Origin of the sequence: Thermoleptolyngbya oregonensis NK1-22, from assembly GCF_032705245.1 — a bacterium.
Taxonomy (GTDB): domain Bacteria; phylum Cyanobacteriota; class Cyanobacteriia; order Elainellales; family Elainellaceae; genus Thermoleptolyngbya; species Thermoleptolyngbya sichuanensis.
This window is the reverse complement of the sequence record NZ_CP053540.1, coordinates 1,262,955-1,281,334: the sequence shown is the minus strand read 5'-3', so window position 1 is coordinate 1,281,334 and position 18,380 is coordinate 1,262,955. Positions and strand designations below refer to the sequence as shown.

Below are 18,380 nucleotides of genomic sequence, written 5' to 3'. Positions count from 1 at the left end.
CTTCATCCAGTCGGGGCGATCGCAGTTTCAAGGACTTTGCCCCAGGAGGGCGCTATGGCTTCTCTCGATCAGGTTAGAGATTATTTGGGTTCCTGGTTTCAGCTTGGCAAGCGCGTGATTCTTCCGGGCAACGCAGAGCCGCTGCTGCCCAAAACCGTGTTGCAGGGCGATCGCTACAGCTACGACTTTGCCCTCGCCTGGAAGATCCTAATGCAGCATGACCTGTCTCAGTGTTATCTGGAAGGCACGACGCAGAGCATCGCTGACCTGCTCTCACCCGCCTGGGTGATCGAGTCCTGCGCCCGCTGCAATATGCCTGTGCCGATGCTGGATCTGGGACAGCGCAAGGAGCTTTCCTGCCCCTGCTCTGATCTGGAACTGTGGCCCAATATGGAACTGCCGTCGCCGCGATCGCCCGTCAGCAGCCAGGAGCAGCTTGAGCAAATCCGCGATCGCCTGCGGCAAAACACCCCCAAATCCCGCCGTTAGCGTTTCGTTGCTACCGAATCACACTACCAATGACCGATATTAGCGATTATTAGCGATTATTAGCGATTAAGAGATGCAGGCAACATCCGATAGGATTGCCCGAAACCGATGTCTTCCCCTGCTGCCCCTCCCCCTGCTACATATTTTCCGTTCGCCGACGGGCACTGGCAGATGCGGCTGGGGCTGCGATCGCTCTCCCTCGATCATTGGATAGAAATCGACAACCAGTACGAACGCTACTTGCAACGGAAGCGCGAACTGCTGAGTGAACGCCATGCAGAAGTCTTTGCCGCGCTCCCCGGCAGCGAAGCAGCCCAGCAAGAGGTGTTGAATTTACTGGCTGATCATTTACCCCGGCGATTTCCTCAATGGTTTACGCAGGTTGGCGATCGCCTGATCAACCACCTCACAGGCGAAACCTGGACAGTGGGCGACGGGGGCGACATGGCTCCGCAATCCTGGCGCGAGTGTCCGCTGGATCTGGCGGGGCGCTGGGTGCAAGAAGATCTGCTGGTGCTGCTGCCGTCGGCGGAGGGAACCTATCGCCTGGTGGCAGGATCGCTGTGCTTTCCGCTCTACTGGCGCTTGGTCGATAAGCTGGGGCGACCGCTGGGGCAGATTCATGCGCCTGTTCCTGGCTATGACAAGACGCTGGAGCGGCCAATGGATAACTTCTTTGCGCGGCTCCAGCCCGATCATCCCGGCTACCGGTTTAACTGGAGCATCGTCGATACGCCGGAGCTATTTCTGGGCGTTCAGCGGAGCCATCCGGTTCCAACCGACCTCACGCCGGACAACGCGGGCGATCGCCTGTGGATTCGGGTAGAGCGACAGACCGTGCGGCGCTTGCCCCAGAGCGGCGGCGTGCTGTTTACGGTACGCACCTATACCTATCCGCTGGCCATGTTGCAGCAATACCCAGAAGCAGCGGCAGGCCTGGTCAGGGCGATCGCCCAGATTCCGCCCGATATGCAGCGCTACAAGAGCCTCGCGCCGATCCGTCCGGCTATCGAGGGCTATCTACAGGACAATCTCTGGGGGTGGCAGATCCGCCCAGCACAGGCGACAGACATCGAGGCCCTGTTTGACATCCGCACCAGCGTTGTGGAAAATCACCAGTCCCGCGAGGAAATTGCCGCGCTGGGCATTACGCCAGCCTCCGTCGCGCACATGCTAGACACCGACTGCTGCGCTTGGGTTGCCGAGATGAATGCCGAGGTGAAGCCCAAGATGAATCCTGGCAGCCCAGACCCGCCCGCGCACCGTCTAGCCGGGTTTGCCATTGCCAATGCCACTGAGAAAACGATCTTTGGGCTATTTGTGCTGCCAGCCTATGAAGGACGCGGCATTGGGCGATCGCTCTTGCAGGCAGCCGAAGACTGGCTCTGGTCGGCAGGATGCGAGGAAATCTGGCTGGTGACGGGCAACGACCCAACCCTGCGGGCCTACGGGTTTTACCTGCACCTGGGCTGGACGGCGGTGGGGGTTGAAACGGCGGGCGAGTTTCAGGGCGCAATGCGGTTCATCAAGCGCTCTCCGAAGCAGGCGGACTGATTGGAGCCTGTTTCTTCGCTGGGAGTGCCTTTGTCATAAAAGCACTGTTGGGATCATCCGCATAGTCGGCAAAGGGGCCGCACGGCTCGAACCCGTAGCGGGCATAGAGCGATCGCGCCGCAGCAAATTCCGCCAGTGCCCCCGTTTCCAAATACAGACATCCATAGCCCCGCCGCTCTGCTTCCGCGAGAATATGCTCCAGCAGTTTTGAGGCAACGCCCTTACGACGGTATGCCTGAACTGTCCGCATGGACTTGATTTCACCGCTGGTGGCATCCAAGTGCCTGAGTGCGCCACAGCCCACCAGTTCGTCTCCCTGCCACGCGCTCCAGAAGGTGATGTCGGGCGATCGCAGCCGTTCCAGATCCAGCGCATGAACACTCCCTGGCGGCGTAATTTCGTGCATATTATCCAGATGCTCTCGCAGCAGCGCCGCAATCTGGTCACCCATCAAATCATCTTCCCGAATTTGCACAATTTCCCTCTTCAGCGCTGGTTTTATAGCAGGAGTCAGGAGTCGGGAGTCAGGACGGAACTTTAAGCTGCTCAAAGCCAACCAGATTTCTTGTTGACCGGACTTTTCCTTCGGCTGCTGCACAATAAATTTTTTCTAAGTCTAGCCAGCAGCAACGATAAAAGCGCAACGCGAAACCCCTTACGCTGTCTCAACTCTCCTAAATGCTGCCACCAGTGAAATTGCTGGAAGCCTCGTAAACGCCCGACTTGCAATCCAAAATCGCCGATCCAAAATCCAAAATCAATACTAAGGATAGGATTGCAGCAGCAAGAGCATCTGGCTAGATTCCTAACCCCTGACCCCTAAACCCTCCCATGCGGCACACCCAGATTCAGCAGTTTGTCGTTTCGGCCAGTCAGATGGCGGCCATCGAGTCGCGGGTGTTTGCGGCGGGGATGCCCGTGGCGGCGCTGATGGAAAAGGTGGCGGGGCTAATTACCCGGCGCGTGTGTGAGCTGTATCCCAATGCGCGAACGACGTTTGGCATTCTTGTCGGGCCGGGGCACAACGGCGGCGATGCCCTGGTGGTGGCGCGGGAACTGCATTTTCGCGGCTATGGCGTGAAACTTTTTGTGCCCTTTGCCAGTCTCAAGGAGCTAACGGCTCACCATGCCCGCTATGCCGCCAGTTTGGGCATTCCCCAGGTGGCGCTGGCTGATTTAGCCAATTGCACTGTGCTGATTGACGGATTGTTTGGCTTTGGGCTGACGCGGCCGCTCTCTGGCGACATCGCCGCCGCCGTTGACCAGATTAACACCTGGCAGAAACCCGTGCTGAGTATTGACCTGCCCTCTGGACTGCACACCAACACTGGCGCGGTGCTGGGAACGTCCGTGCGGGCAACGCGCACCTTTTGTCTGGGGCTGTGGAAGCAGGCGTTTTTGCAAGACCAGGGGCAAGACTGGATCGGGCAGGCGGAACTGCTTGATTTTGACCTGCCCTTGGCGGATATCGTCGAGGTGCTGGGAACCCCGCCTGATCTTTGCCGGATTACGCCGCAGCGGGCGATCGCCGCTCTACCCATTCCCCGTTCCATCACGACCCATAAGTATCGCGAGGGGCACTTGCTGCTGGTCTGCGGATCGCGGCAGTATGCGGGGGCGGCCCTGCTGGCGGCCCAGGCGGCCCGGGCCAGCGGCGTGGGGATGCTGTCGGTGGCCGTGCCAGAATCTTTGCGGCTGATGGTGGTGGCGCAGGTGCCGGATGCGCTGGTGTGGGGCTGTGGGGAAACGGACGATGGGGCGATCGCCCAGTTGCCTGAAGACCTGAACTTGGCAGACTACACGGCGATCGCCTGCGGTTGTGGGCTGACCCGCAAGCCAGTGAGCCTGGTCAAGCAACTGCTGGAAGCAGCCACGCCGCTGCTGCTGGATGCCGACGGGCTGAATATTTTGGCGAGGCTCGACCCAGTTCCCACGCTGCGGAATCGGCCCGCCCCAACCGTCCTCACGCCGCATCCGGGCGAGTTTCGCCGTCTGTTTCCCGATCTGGGGGCAGCGTCGGGAAGGGAGGAACAAGGCGATTCGCAAAACGATCCCTGCGGGAATCGCATCGACGCAGCACGCCGCGCCGCCCAGCAGTCTGGGGCGATCGTGCTGCTGAAGGGCGCAAAAGTGGCGATCGGCACAACCCAGCATCCGGCTGTGTGGCTGAATCCAGACAGCACGCCTGCCCTGGCCCGGGGCGGCAGCGGTGATGTGTTGACGGGGCTTTTGGGGGGGCTGCTGGCCCAAGCAGCACGGCGACATCTGCCCTTGGAGCCAGTCGTAGCCGCCGCCACCTGGTGGCACGCCGCCGCCGGGCGACTCGCCGCCGCCGCCCACAGCGAACTGGGCGCAGATGCCAGCACGCAGATCCGCTATTTGCCGCGGGTATTGCAATCGAACGATTTTAATGATTTTGACGATTCTAACGATTTTGGATTTTAGGATTGGCGATTTTGGATTTTTGGCAAGCTTTTCAGTCCACCTGTCTCATGCCCGGCCGTCGGATACCTGCTGTGTCCCCTGCGATCGCCCGTTCCGTTTAGATTCCTCAAGCGCCGTTCTGTCAAATGCTACACCCTCAAACTGGTTTGCTTCGGCTGTTCCAAAATGCGATGAGGCAGACGCGATTCCCAAAGCGATCCCTGCGGAAATCGCCCCACCCAACCCCACGACATCGAGCGATTCGCGAAGCAATCCCGACGGGAATTGCCCTAACGCTGGCCCTCTTGGGCGGGCTGGCGATGCCGCTGAAGGGTTCGGCAACCCGCCTTGAGGCAACCCGCCTTGAGGCAACCTCTCTTGAGGGCACCCGCCTTGAGGCAACCCGTCTTGAGGCAACCCGCCTTGAGGCAACCCATCTCGATGCCCGACCAGCGGCAGAACCCAGCACCCGCCAAGCGCCCGAACTGGCGCAGCGAATCATCATCCGGCGGCGGGGCGATCGCCCTGATCACCATGAGCGCGATCCCTACGACTGGCGCGACGATCTGGACTGGCGGGAGGACTATCGGCGCGATTCGCGAAGCAATCCCTACGGGAATCGCCTGCCCCGCTGCTATCCGGGCTACGACTGCTATCCCCGCTACGACTATCGCCCGCGTCGCCGACCAGAGCCGCCCAATCCTCTGCCGCTGGTGTCTACGCAAGACTGCACCGATCTGACCGTGATGGCGCGACTGTCCTATATGTGGGATGCGGGCAGTTCCCTCAGCGATGCCGTCACCGGAGCGCAACTGGCAGTATGCAGCAGCGGCGGCGTAGCCACCAGTCTTAGCCGCTGGGGAAATGGACAGGTTGCTCGCTTTGGCAACGGCTGGAACTATCCCAACGGCGTGGCGAGTCGGTTTGGCTCGTCCTGGCAATATCCCAATGGGCAACTGCTCATGTCTGGCTCGTCCTGGTTTTATCCCAACGGGCGATCGGCTCGGTTTGGCGCAAACTGGTTCACGCCCAGCGGCCGCCCAGTGTCGCAGCAGGAGTTGCTGAGCCTGGCCTGCGGTCAGTTGGGAACCCGGCAGTGTGGCGATCGCCTCCAGCAGGTTCCGGCAAGCTCCGGCTTTTGGTATGACCTGACGGTGGTTGAGCTAGCGTGGCTGTCGGGTCGATAATCTGGCTTGCCACACCAGCACAAAAGCTTCTAGAGTAAGTTACGAAACGGGTGCGGAGTGCGCCAATTTTCAGGATTCCCAGCTTCTAACCCAAACTTCTCACCTCAATTTCTAACCCCAACTTCTAACCCCTTGGATCTCACCGCTGGTTCCCAAGCTGACCGTGATCAGGAAAAGGCCATTCGACGGCGATCGCTGCTCAAGGCCCGTCAGGCGATGCATCCTGATCTCTGGCGAGAAAAGAGCGATCGCCTCTGTGCCCGGTTGCAAAGCTGGGAGGGATTTGCTCAGGCGCGGACGGTTCTCGCCTACTTCAGCGTGCGCCAAGAGCCTGACCTCAGCCCGTTGTTTCACCTGCCCAAGCGCTGGGGCTTTCCCCGCTGCGTCGAAAAAGAGATGGTCTGGCATCGCTGGTCGCCCAATGGAGCCGGGATGCCCCGCGCCTACCCGCTGCAAACGGGCGCGTTTGGCATCCCAGAACCCCATCCCCTGTCGATCCAGCTCAGCCCAGCAGAGGTAGACCTGATCCTGGTTCCGGCGCTGGCCTGCGACGTGCAGGGCTATCGGCTGGGCTACGGCGGCGGCTTCTACGACCGGATGCTGAGTGCGCCCCAGTGGCGGGGCAAACCCACGATTGGCATTGTGTTTGAGTACGCCCGTGTGCCCCGCCTGCCAAGAGATCCCTGGGATCGCCCGCTACACGGCATCTGCACCGAAACAGGGCTATTCCTGGCAGACGGCTAACGGGACGAGTTGCGTTGCATCAGGACGCTAGATCCCTTGGGCAGCAAGCTGCTGTTCCGGCAACTCGACCGACTCGCCCACAATCTTGCGGAACTGCTCCCCATCAATGGTTTCCTGCTCTAGCAAAATCTCTACCAGCTTGTCTACTAAGGCGCGATTTTCGCGGATAATGCGACGGGCCTCACGGTGGCAGCGCATCGCAATGTCACGAACCTGATGGTCAATCTTGACGGCAATTTCTTCAGAATATTCCGACCGCGACATCAGATCTCGCCCTAAAAACACCTCATTGTTGCCGCTTTCCAGCGCAAAGGGGCCCAGGTCAGACATGCCGTAGCGAGTCACCATTTCGCGGGCCAGGTCTGCCACCACGCGGATGTCGCCGCTCGCGCCGACTGTCACTTCCGGATCGCCAAACACTTCTTCCTCGGCGGCGCGGCCGCCCAGCGCAATAGTGATGCGGTCGAGCAGCCAAGCGCGGGTGTAGAGGCCGCTGTCGATCATCTCTTCGTTGAAGGTCTGCTGGGCAAAGCCGCCCACGCCGCCGGAGCGGGGGATGATGGTCACTTTGTTCAACGGGTCGGAGTTTTTCAGCAGGGTCATCAGCAGCGCATGGCCGACCTCGTGATACGCAATCAGCCGCTTTTTCTTGCTGTCGAGCAGCGGCGTTAGCGTCATGCCCGTGGTGATGCGGTCGATGGCATCGTCGATTTCCAGCGCCGTGATTTCTTCCTTGCGGCGGCGGGCAGTGAGGATGGCGGCTTCGTTCAGCAGGTTTGCCAGGTCGGCCCCAGAGAACCCAGGCGTGCGGCGGGCGATCGCCTCTAGCGATACCTCCGGCGACAGCTTCTTGTCGCGGGCGTGGACTTCCAGAATGCCTAACCGACCCTTGTATCCGGGCAAATCGACCTGCACCTGTCGGTCAAAGCGGCCCGGCCGCAGCAGCGCAGAATCCAGCACGTCGGGACGGTTTGTGGCGGCGATGATGATGATACCCGTGTTGCCCTCAAAGCCGTCCATCTCGGTGAGCAACTGGTTTAGGGTTTGCTCCCGCTCGTCGTTGCCGCCGCCGATGCCCGCGCCGCGCTGACGACCCACTGCGTCGATCTCGTCGATAAAGATGATGCAGGGCGCGTTTTCCTTGGCTTTTTTGAACAGGTCGCGGACGCGGGATGCACCCACCCCCACAAACATTTCCACAAATTCTGAGCCAGAAATGCTGAAGAAGGGAACGCCTGCTTCTCCGGCGATCGCCTTGGCCATCAGCGTTTTCCCAGTCCCCGGCGGCCCCACCAGCAGCACGCCCTTGGGAATCTTGGCCCCCACAGCGGTAAAGCGTTCTGGCTTCTTCAGGAAGGTCACCACTTCTTGCAGTTCTTCCTTGGCCTCTTCGATGCCCGCTACGTTGTCGAACGTCACGCCCGTCTTGGCTTCCATCATGAAGCGGGCGCGAGACTTGCCAAAGTTCATTGCCTGGCCAGAGGCATTGCTAGAGCGGCGCAAAATCATCAGCAGCCCCGCAATCAGCAGAAACGCCAGCAGCGCATTGGTAATAAACCAGGACACCGCATTGCTGTCTGCCGAAGACTGGGCCGCAACATCGACTTTGTTATCTCGCGCCGTTTCAAATAGCGCCTGGTTATCGTCTGGATTGCTGAAGAGAATGACTTCCTGTGGCGTATTGCTGCGATCCTTCAGGTAGACCTGCGCCACACCCCGCGCAGAATCGACCTCGATCCTAGACACCTGCCCTGCTTCAATTTTCTCTATCAGCCCCGTGTAGCTGAGGCGTTCTGGGGAACGGGCCGTGCTGGTTTGCGACAGAGCGGGCGGAGCGACCAGCACGGCTTGCAGCGCCAGCCAGACCGCTGCCACTGCACCTGTCGCCGCGGTACGGACAGTTCGAGTAGTGCGGGTGCGGGGTAGGGGAGTGTTTGGGGTCAGCGGGCGGGGTCGAGAATCACGCATACCTTAAGCTTTCAGTCGTGCCAGAACACAGGATCTTTGGATAGCACTAGTGTAACTTGCTGACTCAGCAGCGGGTGTGGTTTCAGCCTGCGGCCTTACAATTCGGAGCAGGCTGGGCTGAAACTTTACGTCCAGTTCACAGGCTGCTGAACCTCTGATTTGTCAGGGAATAGATCGGGCTAGAGAGGAGAAAACCCGGATGAAAGCTGTACTGATGACTGCGCCAGGTGCGCCGGAGGTGCTGCAACTGCGCGACGTTCCTGAACCCCGCCTGACGAGCGACACCGCGCTGCTGGTGCGCCTGAAGGCGGCAGGTGTGAACCCGATTGATACGAAGCTGCGGAAGCGCGGCACGTTTTACCCGGATCAGATGCCTGCAATTTTAGGCTGCGACGGGGCGGGGGTCGTCGAGGCAGTTGGCGCTCAGGTGAAACAGTTTCATATTGGTGAGGCGGTGTACTTTTGCCAGGGCGGACTGGGCGGAGCGCCGGGAACCTACGCAGAATTTGCCGTGGTAGAAGAACGCTGCGTTGCGCCCAAGCCCGCCACGCTGAGCTTTGCCGAAGCGGCTGCTGCGCCATTGGTCTTGATTACCGCTTGGGAAGCCTTGTGCGATCGCGCTCGGCTCCAGGCGGGGCAGACGGTGATGGTGCAGGCGGGCGCGGGCGGCGTGGGGCATGTGGCGATTCAACTGGCGCGGCTGATGGGGGCGCAGGTTTACACCACCGTTAGCACTGAGGAAAAGTCGGCCCTGGCGCGAGATCTGGGAGCCGCCGCCACGATCGATTATCGAACCACCGATCCTGTAGCTGAAGTGATGGCGCTGACCCAGGGCACGGGGGTGGATGTCAGCTTTGACACGGTGGGCGGCGGCGTGCTGTCGCAGTGCTTCGCGATGACGCGGGTGTATGGCGATGTGGTATCGCTCCTGGCACCCGACCCGCAGACGGATTGGAAGACGGCCCGCGATCGCAACTTGCGGGTCAGCTTTGAACTCATGCTTACCCCCATGCTCCAGGGCTTGGACTCTGCCCAAGCGCACCAGGCAGAGATTTTGCACCGCTGCGCCCAGTGGATTGACCAAGGCAAGCTCCGCATCATCCTCAGCCACACGGTTCCGCTGGCAGAGGCAGCAGCGGCGCATCGGCTGCTGGAAGCAGGTTCCTGCCTTGGAAAGATTGCGCTGGCGATCGCCGATTGAGGCCCCTGCCAAAACTCCGTGCCGCGATTCCCATCCCGCCTCCAAAATCTCTCATCCAAAGTCCTTTGCACAAGCCCCAATCCCGCCTCCAAAATCCCCAACCCAAAATCCTTCTACCGGGCGATCGCCCAATCCAAAAACCGCTCCACATGGTAGAGCGCAATCTGGTTGCCGATGCCCCGAAACATCACATCGAAGGCGTGTTCTGCCCAGGGCAGGCGGATCAGGGCGGCGGTGTTGCCGTTGGCGCGGAGTGCTTGGTAAAGCTGCTGGCCGAATTCCGGCTTGACCACATGGTCGCGATCGCCATAGATCAGCAGCACAGGCGGCAGACTAGGGCGCACATAAGTAATCGGCGAGGCGGCGCGATATTCGGCGGGTCGGGTGTCTGGCGTGCCGCTCAGGAAGTCTTCTAGCAAAGCGCGGGTGTTGATGGGGTCGGGGCGCGGCGGATTGCGATAACCCTCCGCTAGGTCTACCGGGCCGTAGTAGCTGACGATTCCCCGCACGGGCACGGCATCGGGCTGGAAGGCGACCAAGGTGGCCAGGTGTGCGCCTGCCGACCAGCCAAGCATGGCAAGGCGATCGCCCGCAATTCCCCACTCTGCGGCCCGCTGGCGAATCAGCCGTAGCCCCTGCTGCACATCCTGAAGCTGCGCCGGGAAGGGATGCTCTGGCGCGTGGCGATAGTCCAGCGCGATCACCGTATAGCCCCGCGCCGCCAGGTATTGGTTGAAATGGGCATTATCGTCGGCATCCCCCGCGCGCCACGCACCGCCATAGAGCGCGACGATGGCCCCCATCGGCTCCGGTGGCCGCACCACAGGCTGATACTTCACTAGGCGCAGCGGCGTGCCATCCGCCGCAGCATACTCGATGGATTCAGCAGAAACGTCCGCCGGAATCGGAATGCCCAGGAGCAGGTCGGAAAACACAAATGGGCGCGATCGCCCGCGTCGGGCCACATTTGGGGACAGATCGTAGGAGTCTCCCAGGGCTGCTCGCATCGCCTGGTCTACCTGCTGCACGGTGCCCCGCAGTTGCAACAGCGGCAGGCTGCTGAGCAGAAGGGCAACCAAGCTGAGGGCGATCGCGCTGCGGGCCATGCGCCGAGCCGCAGGACGACGGCTGGCAGCAAACAGGACGACTGCATCCAGCCCCACCTGCCCATTCACCAGCATCAAAAGTGGGCTGATTTCCGGCGCTCCCACCCCCAGCGGCAGCAGCGCAAAAGTCGGCGCAGGCACGACCGTCCATAGGCTGAGAAACAGCCCCACCCCACTGAGCAACAAGATCACCAAGCCTGCGACACGACTCATGGCGCAACGGGTTCCGGCGTAGAGACGGGAGCAGAACCGGCAGCAGACTCTAGCCAACGCCTAGCCCGCTGCGGCTGTCCCCAAATCACCCGCTCCTGCTTGTAGATCACTGTGCCGGGTCGTGCGCCCTTGGGTTTATACACATGACGCGGCTCCGTATAGACGACGGGAACCTGCTCACTTTGGGCAGCGCGGCTGTAGTAGGCAGCCAGATCAGCCGTGAATTGCAGGTCGGCATCCTCTGGCACTGCGCCCGCCGGAAGCCGCAGCAGGACATGGCTCCCCGGAATTTCCTGACTGTGAAACCAGAGGTCGTAGTCAGTCGCGGTGCGCGAGATTAGCTGGTCGTTCTGGTGGTTGTTGCGCCCGATCAACACCTCAAAGCCGCTGGGTGTGGTGTAGCGGCGGAAGTTCATGTTGGTTGCCGCAGTTCCTCGATAGCGCTGGTCGGGGTCGTCGAGATAGCGCTGCTGGATTAGCTCATTGCGAATGTCTTCGAGCGCGTCTAGGTCGTCTGGCATGGTGTAGGTGTCTACTTGCAGGACGGCAACCTGCACCTGTTCCAGGTAGGTGATTTCTGCCTGCACCTCGGCCAGCAGCGGTTCAAGGGCCTGGCGCGATCGCCGCAATTTTTGGTGTCGCTTGTAAAGCGCCTGGGCATTCTGCACAGCGTTCTTTTCAGGATCAAGGGCAATGTTAACGGGTTCGCCCGTCTCAAAGTCCGCTAGCTCAATGGATTTTAGCCCCGGCTGCCATTCGTGCAGGTGCGCCATGAGCAAATCGGCCTGCGCCCGATAGCCATCGGCCTCGTTGGACTGGGCCAGCCGGGTCTGGAAATCTTCGGCTTTGGCGTAGAGCTTGTTGAGCAGATGGGTCAGCCGCTGATTGAGCTGGTGGCGGAGTTGCGAGAAGACCTGGCGGTTTAGCTCGTCGGTGTAATAGCGGCTGAGCAGCGCTTGTACTGACTCAGCCGGAAGCGCATCGTCCCAGCCCAGCACGGTGTAGCCATCGGACAGCCAGCCGGGGGAAAACTGCTCGGTTTGCAGCGCCGTCAGCCACGCCCGCCAGCGATCGCCCAACCGTTCCCACTCCGCCAGACTCAGCGAATCTGTCTGGCGCTCCGGATCGAGTCCTGCCGCCGCAATCAGCCGCAGCACCAGCGCCGAACTCAGCCCGCGATAGGCCTTCAGCAAGTTGCGCTTGAGCGGGCCAGGAATCAGCGCCACCCGCTCCCGCCAGCGATCGAGCGGTTCCTCCAGGCTGGGCATCGATTCGGTCAAGCCGGGGGGAAACTCGTAGGGCTGTCCCGTCAGCACCGGACGCACGCTGGACTGCTGAGCGCTGACCTGATGTGCCACAGTAACGATTTGATTGTCAGCATTTGTTAACACTACGTTGCTGTATTTGCCCATGATCTCCACATAGAGATGCCATAGGGCAGGGTCGCCGGGTCGTCGCGCAAACTGAAAATCCAGCACCCGCTCCCAGGGGGCGATCGCCTCTATCGCAACCAGCGCCAGTCCGCTAAGCTGATGCCGCAGTTGTTGACTAAAGGTGAAGGTGTCGGGGCCTTTGGGCGGCGGCGGGTCGATGCACACTCTGGCCGCTTGCGGATGCCAGGAGAGGGTAAGCCAGCCGCGCCGATCGAGCGTGCGGAGGCAGAGGGCAATTGTGTGGCGATCGCGCTGCACAACCTGCTCCAGCCGAGCCGGGAGCCAGGTCCCTCGCAGTTCAGCGCAGGCAGCCATCAGAGTCGTGTAATCAACGGGTTGCACAGATTTTCTGGAGATCTACTTCTTTTCTTTCTATGAAGATCCGCATTCACCAAATTCCTGAAATCTATTTTTTATATGAAGAAATACTAGATTTTCTTAGCAATGGCGGACTTTTTTAGCATAGTTGGCGGATTTTTCTCTAACATTCACACTGTTGCAAAAAACTCACCCAATTGGGTGAAGCAGGGTAAGTCAAGGTTCGTGCTACACAGAAATCATAGGTAGGCCCTAAGCTACAAAATTACGGAAAAGTACCACCAGATTTGGTTTTAACAAATTGAAAATATATACGTAAAACATCCTATTATTGGTCAGAATGATTACCATTAACTTTGAATCTGGGGTGGCAACTGTAACCTCTAGCACTAAGCACTTTGAGGATTTCTACCGAGTGCATCACTAACCCAAGAACTATTTGAAAGTCACTAGACGTATTGCTCTCTGTGAGGTGGCCAAGGTGCCGCCTGCTTTGGGGTGATATCCAGATTTCACGCATCAGTTCTGCCCACTTTCTATTCCGCATGGATTTGTATGGACATCCGGCTCATCAATATCGGCTTCGGGAATATCGTGTCTGCAAATCGGGTGATTGCCATTGTCAGCCCCGAATCAGCCCCCATCAAGCGTATCATCAGCGATGCCCGCGATCGCGGACAGTTAATTGATGCCACCTATGGTCGTCGCACTCGTGCTGTCATTGTGACCGATTCTGGACATGTGGTGTTGTCAGCGATTCAGCCCGAAACAGTCGCCAACCGCTTCATGGTGAGCAAAGACAACAGTGATGACTAGCCCCAGCCCCGCATAGACGCAGCGCAAGAGGCGGCTGATATCAAGACGGATCAGATCTTCAACTGCATATAGAATGAAGATCCTAAAGATTTTGGTTGCAGTTGTTATATGCAAGAGCGTTGGTCAAGTGGCAGGCTAATTGTCCTAACTGGGCCGAGCGGGGTTGGCAAGGGCACGCTCTTGAAAGCCTTGATGACACGGCATCCTGAGCTTTATCTCTCGATCTCAGCGACGACTCGTGCGCCGCGTCCTGGAGAGGTCGATGGTCAGCACTACTTTTTTCTGAGTCGTGCCGAGTTTCAGGCGCTAGTTGACCAAGGGGAACTGCTGGAGTGGGCTGAGTTTGCAGGCAACTGCTACGGCACGCCCCGTCGTCCTGTGGAGGCAGCAGTTCAGGAGGGGAAGTGGGTCATTTTAGAAATTGAGCTAGAAGGGGCACGGCAAATTCGGGACACCTTCCCAGAGGCGCTGCGGATTTTTGTGCTGCCGCCTTCGCTGCATGAGCTGGAGCATCGTTTGAGGGGTCGGGGGCAAGATTCGGAAGAGGCGATCGCCCGTCGGCTGGAGCGGGCCCGCGCCGAAATCAATGCGGCTGACGAGTTTGATGTGCAGGTCGTCAACGATGATCTGGGTCTGGCCCTAGACCGCATTGAGCGAATTCTATTCCCAAACACAGATACCCTGCCAGACCCAGCGATCGCCCTCAGCGAAAAGGTCAAAACGCCCTGAGGACTGGCAATTCAGTGGCTCCGTCTGCCAAGCAAACCAGGAATTCTAGACAGGCTGCGATTCTTCTGAAGGGCTTTGAACTGGAGCATCTTTGCCCGCGCTGTGGTTGTGGTTCACAGGAGCAGCCGCAATGGTCTCCTCAGCATGAGAGCCTGCGCTAGGGTCTGCATTGAGGCGTAGCGCGTTTGCCATCATCTCAATCTGCTTTTTTTCGCGCTTTAGATTTTCCTCCAATTCCTGGATCTGATCCCGCCAGGCCTCAACCTCTAGCGCTCGTCGTCCAATCTCCTGCTCTTTCATGGTGTAGGATTGCCGCCACTGCTCGGCCCTCTGCGCTTCTTCGTGGAGTAGCGCGGGTGAAACCCCGGCGGTCAGATAATCCTGCACAATTTCCAAAACCCAATCTTTTGCATCCTGCACCTGCTTGATCTTCATCGAGCTGCTTAGCTCCACGAGAACCAACATGCCTGTTGCATAACGTTCGGATGCTTCGGCCCACACAATATCTCCGGACTCACACACTGCCCATACGTAGTCAGCACGCTTTTGGGCAAGCAACTTTAGTCCCGCCTTCCCTTCAGAATCTCGCGTTGTCACCTGAGCCAGGTAGAGCATCAGAATCGAGCTGTGATTGAGAAGATTTGTGAATCCTTAACAGTTAAGTATACCGCTGGCCCTGCTCAGAGTCTAAGGCGATCGCAGCCGAATTGCATGAAGATTCTGAACTGTCACAGTAGATAGTGTCAAAGACTACAAAAACTATCAACGTATGAGTCCACGGAGAGTGCATCTAGTAAATTGCGATAGCAAAGTCAACATCACCCCCAGATGCAAACCCATAGGCACCCCGTCAGGACTCTAGCCTAAAGTCGGGAGAGTCCTAAAGTCGGGAGAGGCGATCGCGCAGAATAGCAGCCTGTGTTTCCGCCTCTGCCAAAGCATCCCGCACCCCTTGAACCACCTCTGCCGGAGCGCGATCGACAAAGTTGGCATTGCTCAAGCGCGATCGCAGGCTTTCGGCTTCTGCCGTGGTCTTGGCCAGATCCTTCTCCAGCTTAGCTCGCAGGGCAGCAACGTCCACCACACCCGCCAGCGGCACCGACACCTGCACCGTCCGCACCACGCCCACCATCGCCTGTGGCGTTCCCCCAGGCGGAGTCGGCACTTCCTGCACCTGGGGCACAGGCACAGGCTTTGTCGATTGCGGCGACGGGATTTTGGGCATCGTCGGCGTAGCATCAGAAGGCGACGCTTCGCCCAGAATATCCGTCACCACTCGATTGACCAACTCCCCAAACTCACGGCGCTTCTGAGAAGTCGAGAGATAGCGGATGGCAAACCAGATCGTGTATCCAAAGCCCAGCAGTTTCAGCAGCGGCGTGACCAAAATCAGCCCATTCAGCGAATGCACCGTCGCCAGCAGCGTCCGCGACACCAGCACCAGCGCCACCACCAGGCCCAGCGTCACAATCAGCTTGCGATAGCGCTCCAGAGAGCCAAAGTTCACACCTTCGACCGCTTTGTAGGCAGCTTCGGCGGCTTCTTGAGCCAAGTGCAATGCCTCTGCCTCAAACTCGTTGGGTGCAGGCAGCGAGTCGCTGGGCGTAGTCGGCACGGACACGGGTTCTGGAATAGACAGGCTCTCAATCTTTGCCAAATCTTTAATATAGGTCTGCCCAGCCGTGAGAATGGCTCGTTCCTGGGCGTTGTCCGTTTGCAGGACGGTGCGAATCTTCACGCCCGGTTTGATATCTGCCTCGGCTCGCAGGTTCCGCACCGTGCGAATGGTGTCGAAGATTAGCCCAAACTGATCCTCCAAATTAGAGTTGATGCGCTGGGGATCGGCTACGGGATAGGGCTGGAGCGCCAAAGTTGCCTCTTCGCCCGTTTGCGTCAGCGTGTGCCAAATTTCCTCGGTGACATGCGGCATAAACGGGTGCAGCAGGCGCAGTGTCCCCTCTAGCACCGTGGCCAGGGTTTGCTGAGCCGCACGACGGCGATCGCCCGCGCTGGTATCCTGAAGCCGCGACTTGACTAGCTCAATATACCAGTCGCAAAAGTCGCCCCAGATGAACTCGTACAACCCCTTCGCTGCTTCGCCCAATCCGAAGTTGTCGATTTGGTTACGGGTCTGCTGAATTGTCTGGTGATAGCGGGAGAGAATCCAGCGATCGCTCATCTCCAGCCCTTCTGATCCTGGTTCCCCCAGTTGCGCGGGGGTTTGTCCGTCCAGGTTCATCATCACGAACCGAGAGGCATTCCACAGCTTGTTGGTAAAGTTGCGCGAGGCCTCCACTGAGGGCGATTCGTCGGTCTTGCGGTTATATTCCAGGCGAATGTCTTGCCCCGCACCCACAACCTCTTTGACCAGCGTGTAGCGCAGTGCGTCGGTGCCGTACTTGTTAATGAGCAGCAGCGGGTCGATGCCGTTGTTGGCCGACTTCGACATTTTCTTGTTATTTTCGTCCCGCACCAGACCGTGAATGTAGACATACTGGAACGGCATTTTGCCCGTAAAGTGCTGCGCCATCATGGTCATGCGGGCGACCCAGAAAAAGATAATGTCGAACCCTGTGACGAGCGTTGTCGTGGGATAGTAGGTCGCTAGGTCAGTTGTCTGATCCGGCCAGCCCATCGTAGAAAAGGGCCAGAGTCCCGAAGAGAACCAAGTGTCGAGTACGTCGGGATCTTGCTGAATCTGCACGCTATCGCCGTAGCGGGCCAACAGGTGCGATCGCGCTTCATCTTCCGACATCGCCACCACAAAGGGCGTATCGTCCGTAATCTCGCCGCCCGTCTCGCTAACAGCGTAGTAAGCAGGAATCTGATGGCCCCACCAAAGCTGCCGCGAGATGCACCAGTCGCGCAGGCTTACCAGCCAGTCGCGATAGACCTTCTTCCAGCGTTCGGGGATAAATTCCGGTTCGTTGTAGTTATCTAGCCGATCCAGCGCTGCATCGGCCAGGGGGCGAATTTTCACAAACCACTGGGTCGAAAGCAGCGGCTCGATGGGCACTTTGCCGCGATCGCTATAGGGCACAGTGGTCTTGTAGTCCTCAACCTTGACCAGGAAACCTTCATCCTGGAGCCGCTGCACCACCTGCTTGCGGGCCTCGAAGCGGTCGAGTCCCTGGAATGGCCCGGCAACTTCGTTCATCGTGCCGTCTTTGTTCATCACGTTGATGAACGGCAGGTTGTGGCGCTTGCCCATTTCAAAGTCGTTGGGGTCGTGGGCAGGCGTAATCTTCACCGCACCTGTGCCAAAGCTGGCATCCACGTAGTCGTCGGCAATGATGGGAATTTCGCGTCCGGTGATGGGCAGGCGAATCGTCTTGCCAAGGAGATGCTGATAGCGCGTGTCTCCTGGATTCACCGCCACCGCCGTATCACCCAGCATCGTCTCCGGGCGCGTCGTCGCCACTTCGACAAAGCCAGACCCATCCGTCAGCGGATAGCGGAAGTGCCAGAGGTGGCCGTTTACCTCCTGGTTTTCCACCTCCAGATCCGACACCGCAGACTGGCTGGCGGGGCACCAGTTCACCATATACTTACCGCGATAGATCAAGCCCTCGTCATAAAGCTGCTTGAAGGAATGCAGCACCGCCCTAGACAGCCCCTCATCCATCGTGAAGCGCTCGCGGCTCCAGTCTACCGACAGCCCCAGGCGACGAAGCTGACCGACGATGGTGCCGCCGGATTCTTCTTTCCATTCCCAGGCGCGTTTGAGGAATGCCTCGCGCCCCACATCGTAGCGGGTTTTGCCCTGCTGCCGCAGTTCCTTTTCCAAAAGCGTTTGCACGGCGATGCTGGCGTGGTCAGTGCCGGGGAGCCAGAGCGTGTTGCGACCGATCATGCGGTGATAGCGCACTAGCACATCGATCAGCGCGTGTTCAAACGCATGGCCCATATGCAGGCTGCCCGTCACGTTGGGCGGCGGAATCACGATGCAGTATGGCTCGCCCGGAGCGTTGGGGTCTGCTTTGAAAACTTGCCGCTCTTCCCAATATCGTTGCCATTTGGGTTCGGCGATCGCAGCGTCGTATTGGCTGGGCAAGTTGGGGATAGTCGCAGTCATGACTGGCGCAGAATTTGGCTGGATTACTCCTTACCACGTTACAAGAATTTTGCAGTTAGATGTCAGAGTTTGGGGATGGGCCGTGAAGGGTTAGACACGTCCCCAACCCTGCGGGAGGCTGGA

General features: G+C 59.2%; 14 protein-coding genes and 1 pseudogene. 9 read left to right on the top strand and 6 right to left on the bottom strand.

The features are described 5' to 3' along the window. The first annotated feature begins 54 nt into the window (after positions 1-54). The 3 genes and pseudogenes from HNI00_RS05530 to HNI00_RS22055 all read left to right on the top strand — a co-directional run bounded on the left by HNI00_RS05530 (position 55) and on the right by HNI00_RS22055 (position 2,043). Positions 55-489: a hypothetical protein gene (locus HNI00_RS05530; protein WP_316791409.1), complete on the top strand. Its 435-nt coding sequence runs from the start codon at positions 55-57 to the stop codon at positions 487-489. Between the two features lie 108 nt (positions 490-597). Further along, positions 598-1,437, top strand: a pseudogene (locus tag HNI00_RS22060) (heme-dependent oxidative N-demethylase family protein); the annotation flags it as partial. Between the two features lie 99 nt (positions 1,438-1,536). Further along, complete coding sequence (locus HNI00_RS22055; protein ID WP_420156315.1) at positions 1,537-2,043, top strand: GNAT family N-acetyltransferase; 507 nt, start codon at positions 1,537-1,539, stop codon at positions 2,041-2,043. Here HNI00_RS22055 and HNI00_RS05520 read toward each other — a convergent pair. Beyond that, complete coding sequence (locus HNI00_RS05520; RefSeq protein WP_316791405.1) at positions 2,015-2,494, bottom strand: GNAT family N-acetyltransferase; 480 nt, start codon at positions 2,492-2,494, stop codon at positions 2,015-2,017. The genes HNI00_RS22055 and HNI00_RS05520 overlap by 29 nt on opposite strands. A 380-nt stretch (positions 2,495-2,874) precedes the next feature. On the opposite strand from HNI00_RS05520, the gene HNI00_RS05515 reads away from it, so the two are divergent. The 3 genes from HNI00_RS05515 to HNI00_RS05505 all read left to right on the top strand — a co-directional run bounded on the left by HNI00_RS05515 (position 2,875) and on the right by HNI00_RS05505 (position 6,398). After that, positions 2,875-4,488 (top strand): NAD(P)H-hydrate dehydratase, encoded by a 1,614-nt coding sequence (locus HNI00_RS05515; protein ID WP_316791402.1) that lies wholly within the window; start codon positions 2,875-2,877, stop codon positions 4,486-4,488. Positions 4,489-4,658: 170 nt separating this feature from the next. Next, positions 4,659-5,654 carry a hypothetical protein gene (locus HNI00_RS05510; RefSeq protein WP_316791400.1) on the top strand — a complete coding sequence of 332 codons (996 nt, stop codon included), beginning with the start codon at positions 4,659-4,661 and terminating at the stop codon, positions 5,652-5,654. A 216-nt stretch (positions 5,655-5,870) separates the two neighbouring features. Then, complete coding sequence (locus tag HNI00_RS05505; RefSeq protein ID WP_420156314.1) at positions 5,871-6,398, top strand: 5-formyltetrahydrofolate cyclo-ligase; 528 nt, start codon at positions 5,871-5,873, stop codon at positions 6,396-6,398. 27 nt (positions 6,399-6,425) lie between these two features. Here HNI00_RS05505 and ftsH read toward each other — a convergent pair whose 3' ends face one another. Beyond that, positions 6,426-8,366: an ATP-dependent zinc metalloprotease FtsH gene (gene ftsH / locus HNI00_RS05500; protein WP_316791398.1), complete on the bottom strand. Its 1,941-nt coding sequence runs from the start codon at positions 8,364-8,366 to the stop codon at positions 6,426-6,428. A gap of 199 nt (positions 8,367-8,565) precedes the next feature. Here ftsH and HNI00_RS05495 point away from each other — a divergent pair, with 199 nt between their 5' ends. After that, positions 8,566-9,567 (top strand): zinc-dependent alcohol dehydrogenase family protein, encoded by a 1,002-nt coding sequence (locus tag HNI00_RS05495; RefSeq protein ID WP_316791396.1) that lies wholly within the window; start codon positions 8,566-8,568, stop codon positions 9,565-9,567. 113 nt (positions 9,568-9,680) lie between these two features. On the opposite strand, the gene HNI00_RS05490 is transcribed toward HNI00_RS05495, so the two are convergent. After that, positions 9,681-10,886: an alpha/beta hydrolase gene (locus tag HNI00_RS05490; RefSeq protein WP_316791394.1), complete on the bottom strand. Its 1,206-nt coding sequence runs from the start codon at positions 10,884-10,886 to the stop codon at positions 9,681-9,683. Continuing rightward, on the bottom strand, positions 10,883-12,661 hold the full coding sequence (locus HNI00_RS05485; RefSeq protein ID WP_316791392.1) for an Rqc2 family fibronectin-binding protein: 1,779 nt from the start codon (positions 12,659-12,661) through the stop codon (positions 10,883-10,885). Before HNI00_RS05485 ends, HNI00_RS05490 begins: the two co-directional genes overlap by 4 nt. Positions 12,662-13,192: 531 nt before the next feature. On the opposite strand from HNI00_RS05485, the gene remA reads away from it, so the two are divergent. Both remA and gmk read left to right on the top strand, forming a co-directional pair. Beyond that, positions 13,193-13,453, top strand: coding sequence for an extracellular matrix/biofilm regulator RemA (remA, locus tag HNI00_RS05480; RefSeq protein ID WP_068510970.1), 261 nt, complete (start codon positions 13,193-13,195; stop codon positions 13,451-13,453). Positions 13,454-13,561: 108 nt separating this feature from the next. After that, entirely contained in the window at positions 13,562-14,182 is a 621-nt protein-coding gene (gene gmk / locus HNI00_RS05475) for a guanylate kinase (protein WP_316791390.1), read from the top strand. A 45-nt stretch (positions 14,183-14,227) separates the two neighbouring features. On the opposite strand, the gene HNI00_RS05470 is transcribed toward gmk, so the two are convergent. Both HNI00_RS05470 and HNI00_RS05465 read right to left on the bottom strand, forming a co-directional pair. Beyond that, positions 14,228-14,647, bottom strand: coding sequence for a hypothetical protein (locus HNI00_RS05470; RefSeq protein ID WP_316791388.1), 420 nt, complete (start codon positions 14,645-14,647; stop codon positions 14,228-14,230). Positions 14,648-15,062: 415 nt separating this feature from the next. Further along, positions 15,063-18,257, bottom strand: a complete 3,195-nt coding sequence (locus tag HNI00_RS05465; protein ID WP_316791386.1) for a valine--tRNA ligase — start codon at positions 18,255-18,257, stop codon at positions 15,063-15,065. Positions 18,258-18,380 lie beyond the last annotated feature (123 nt).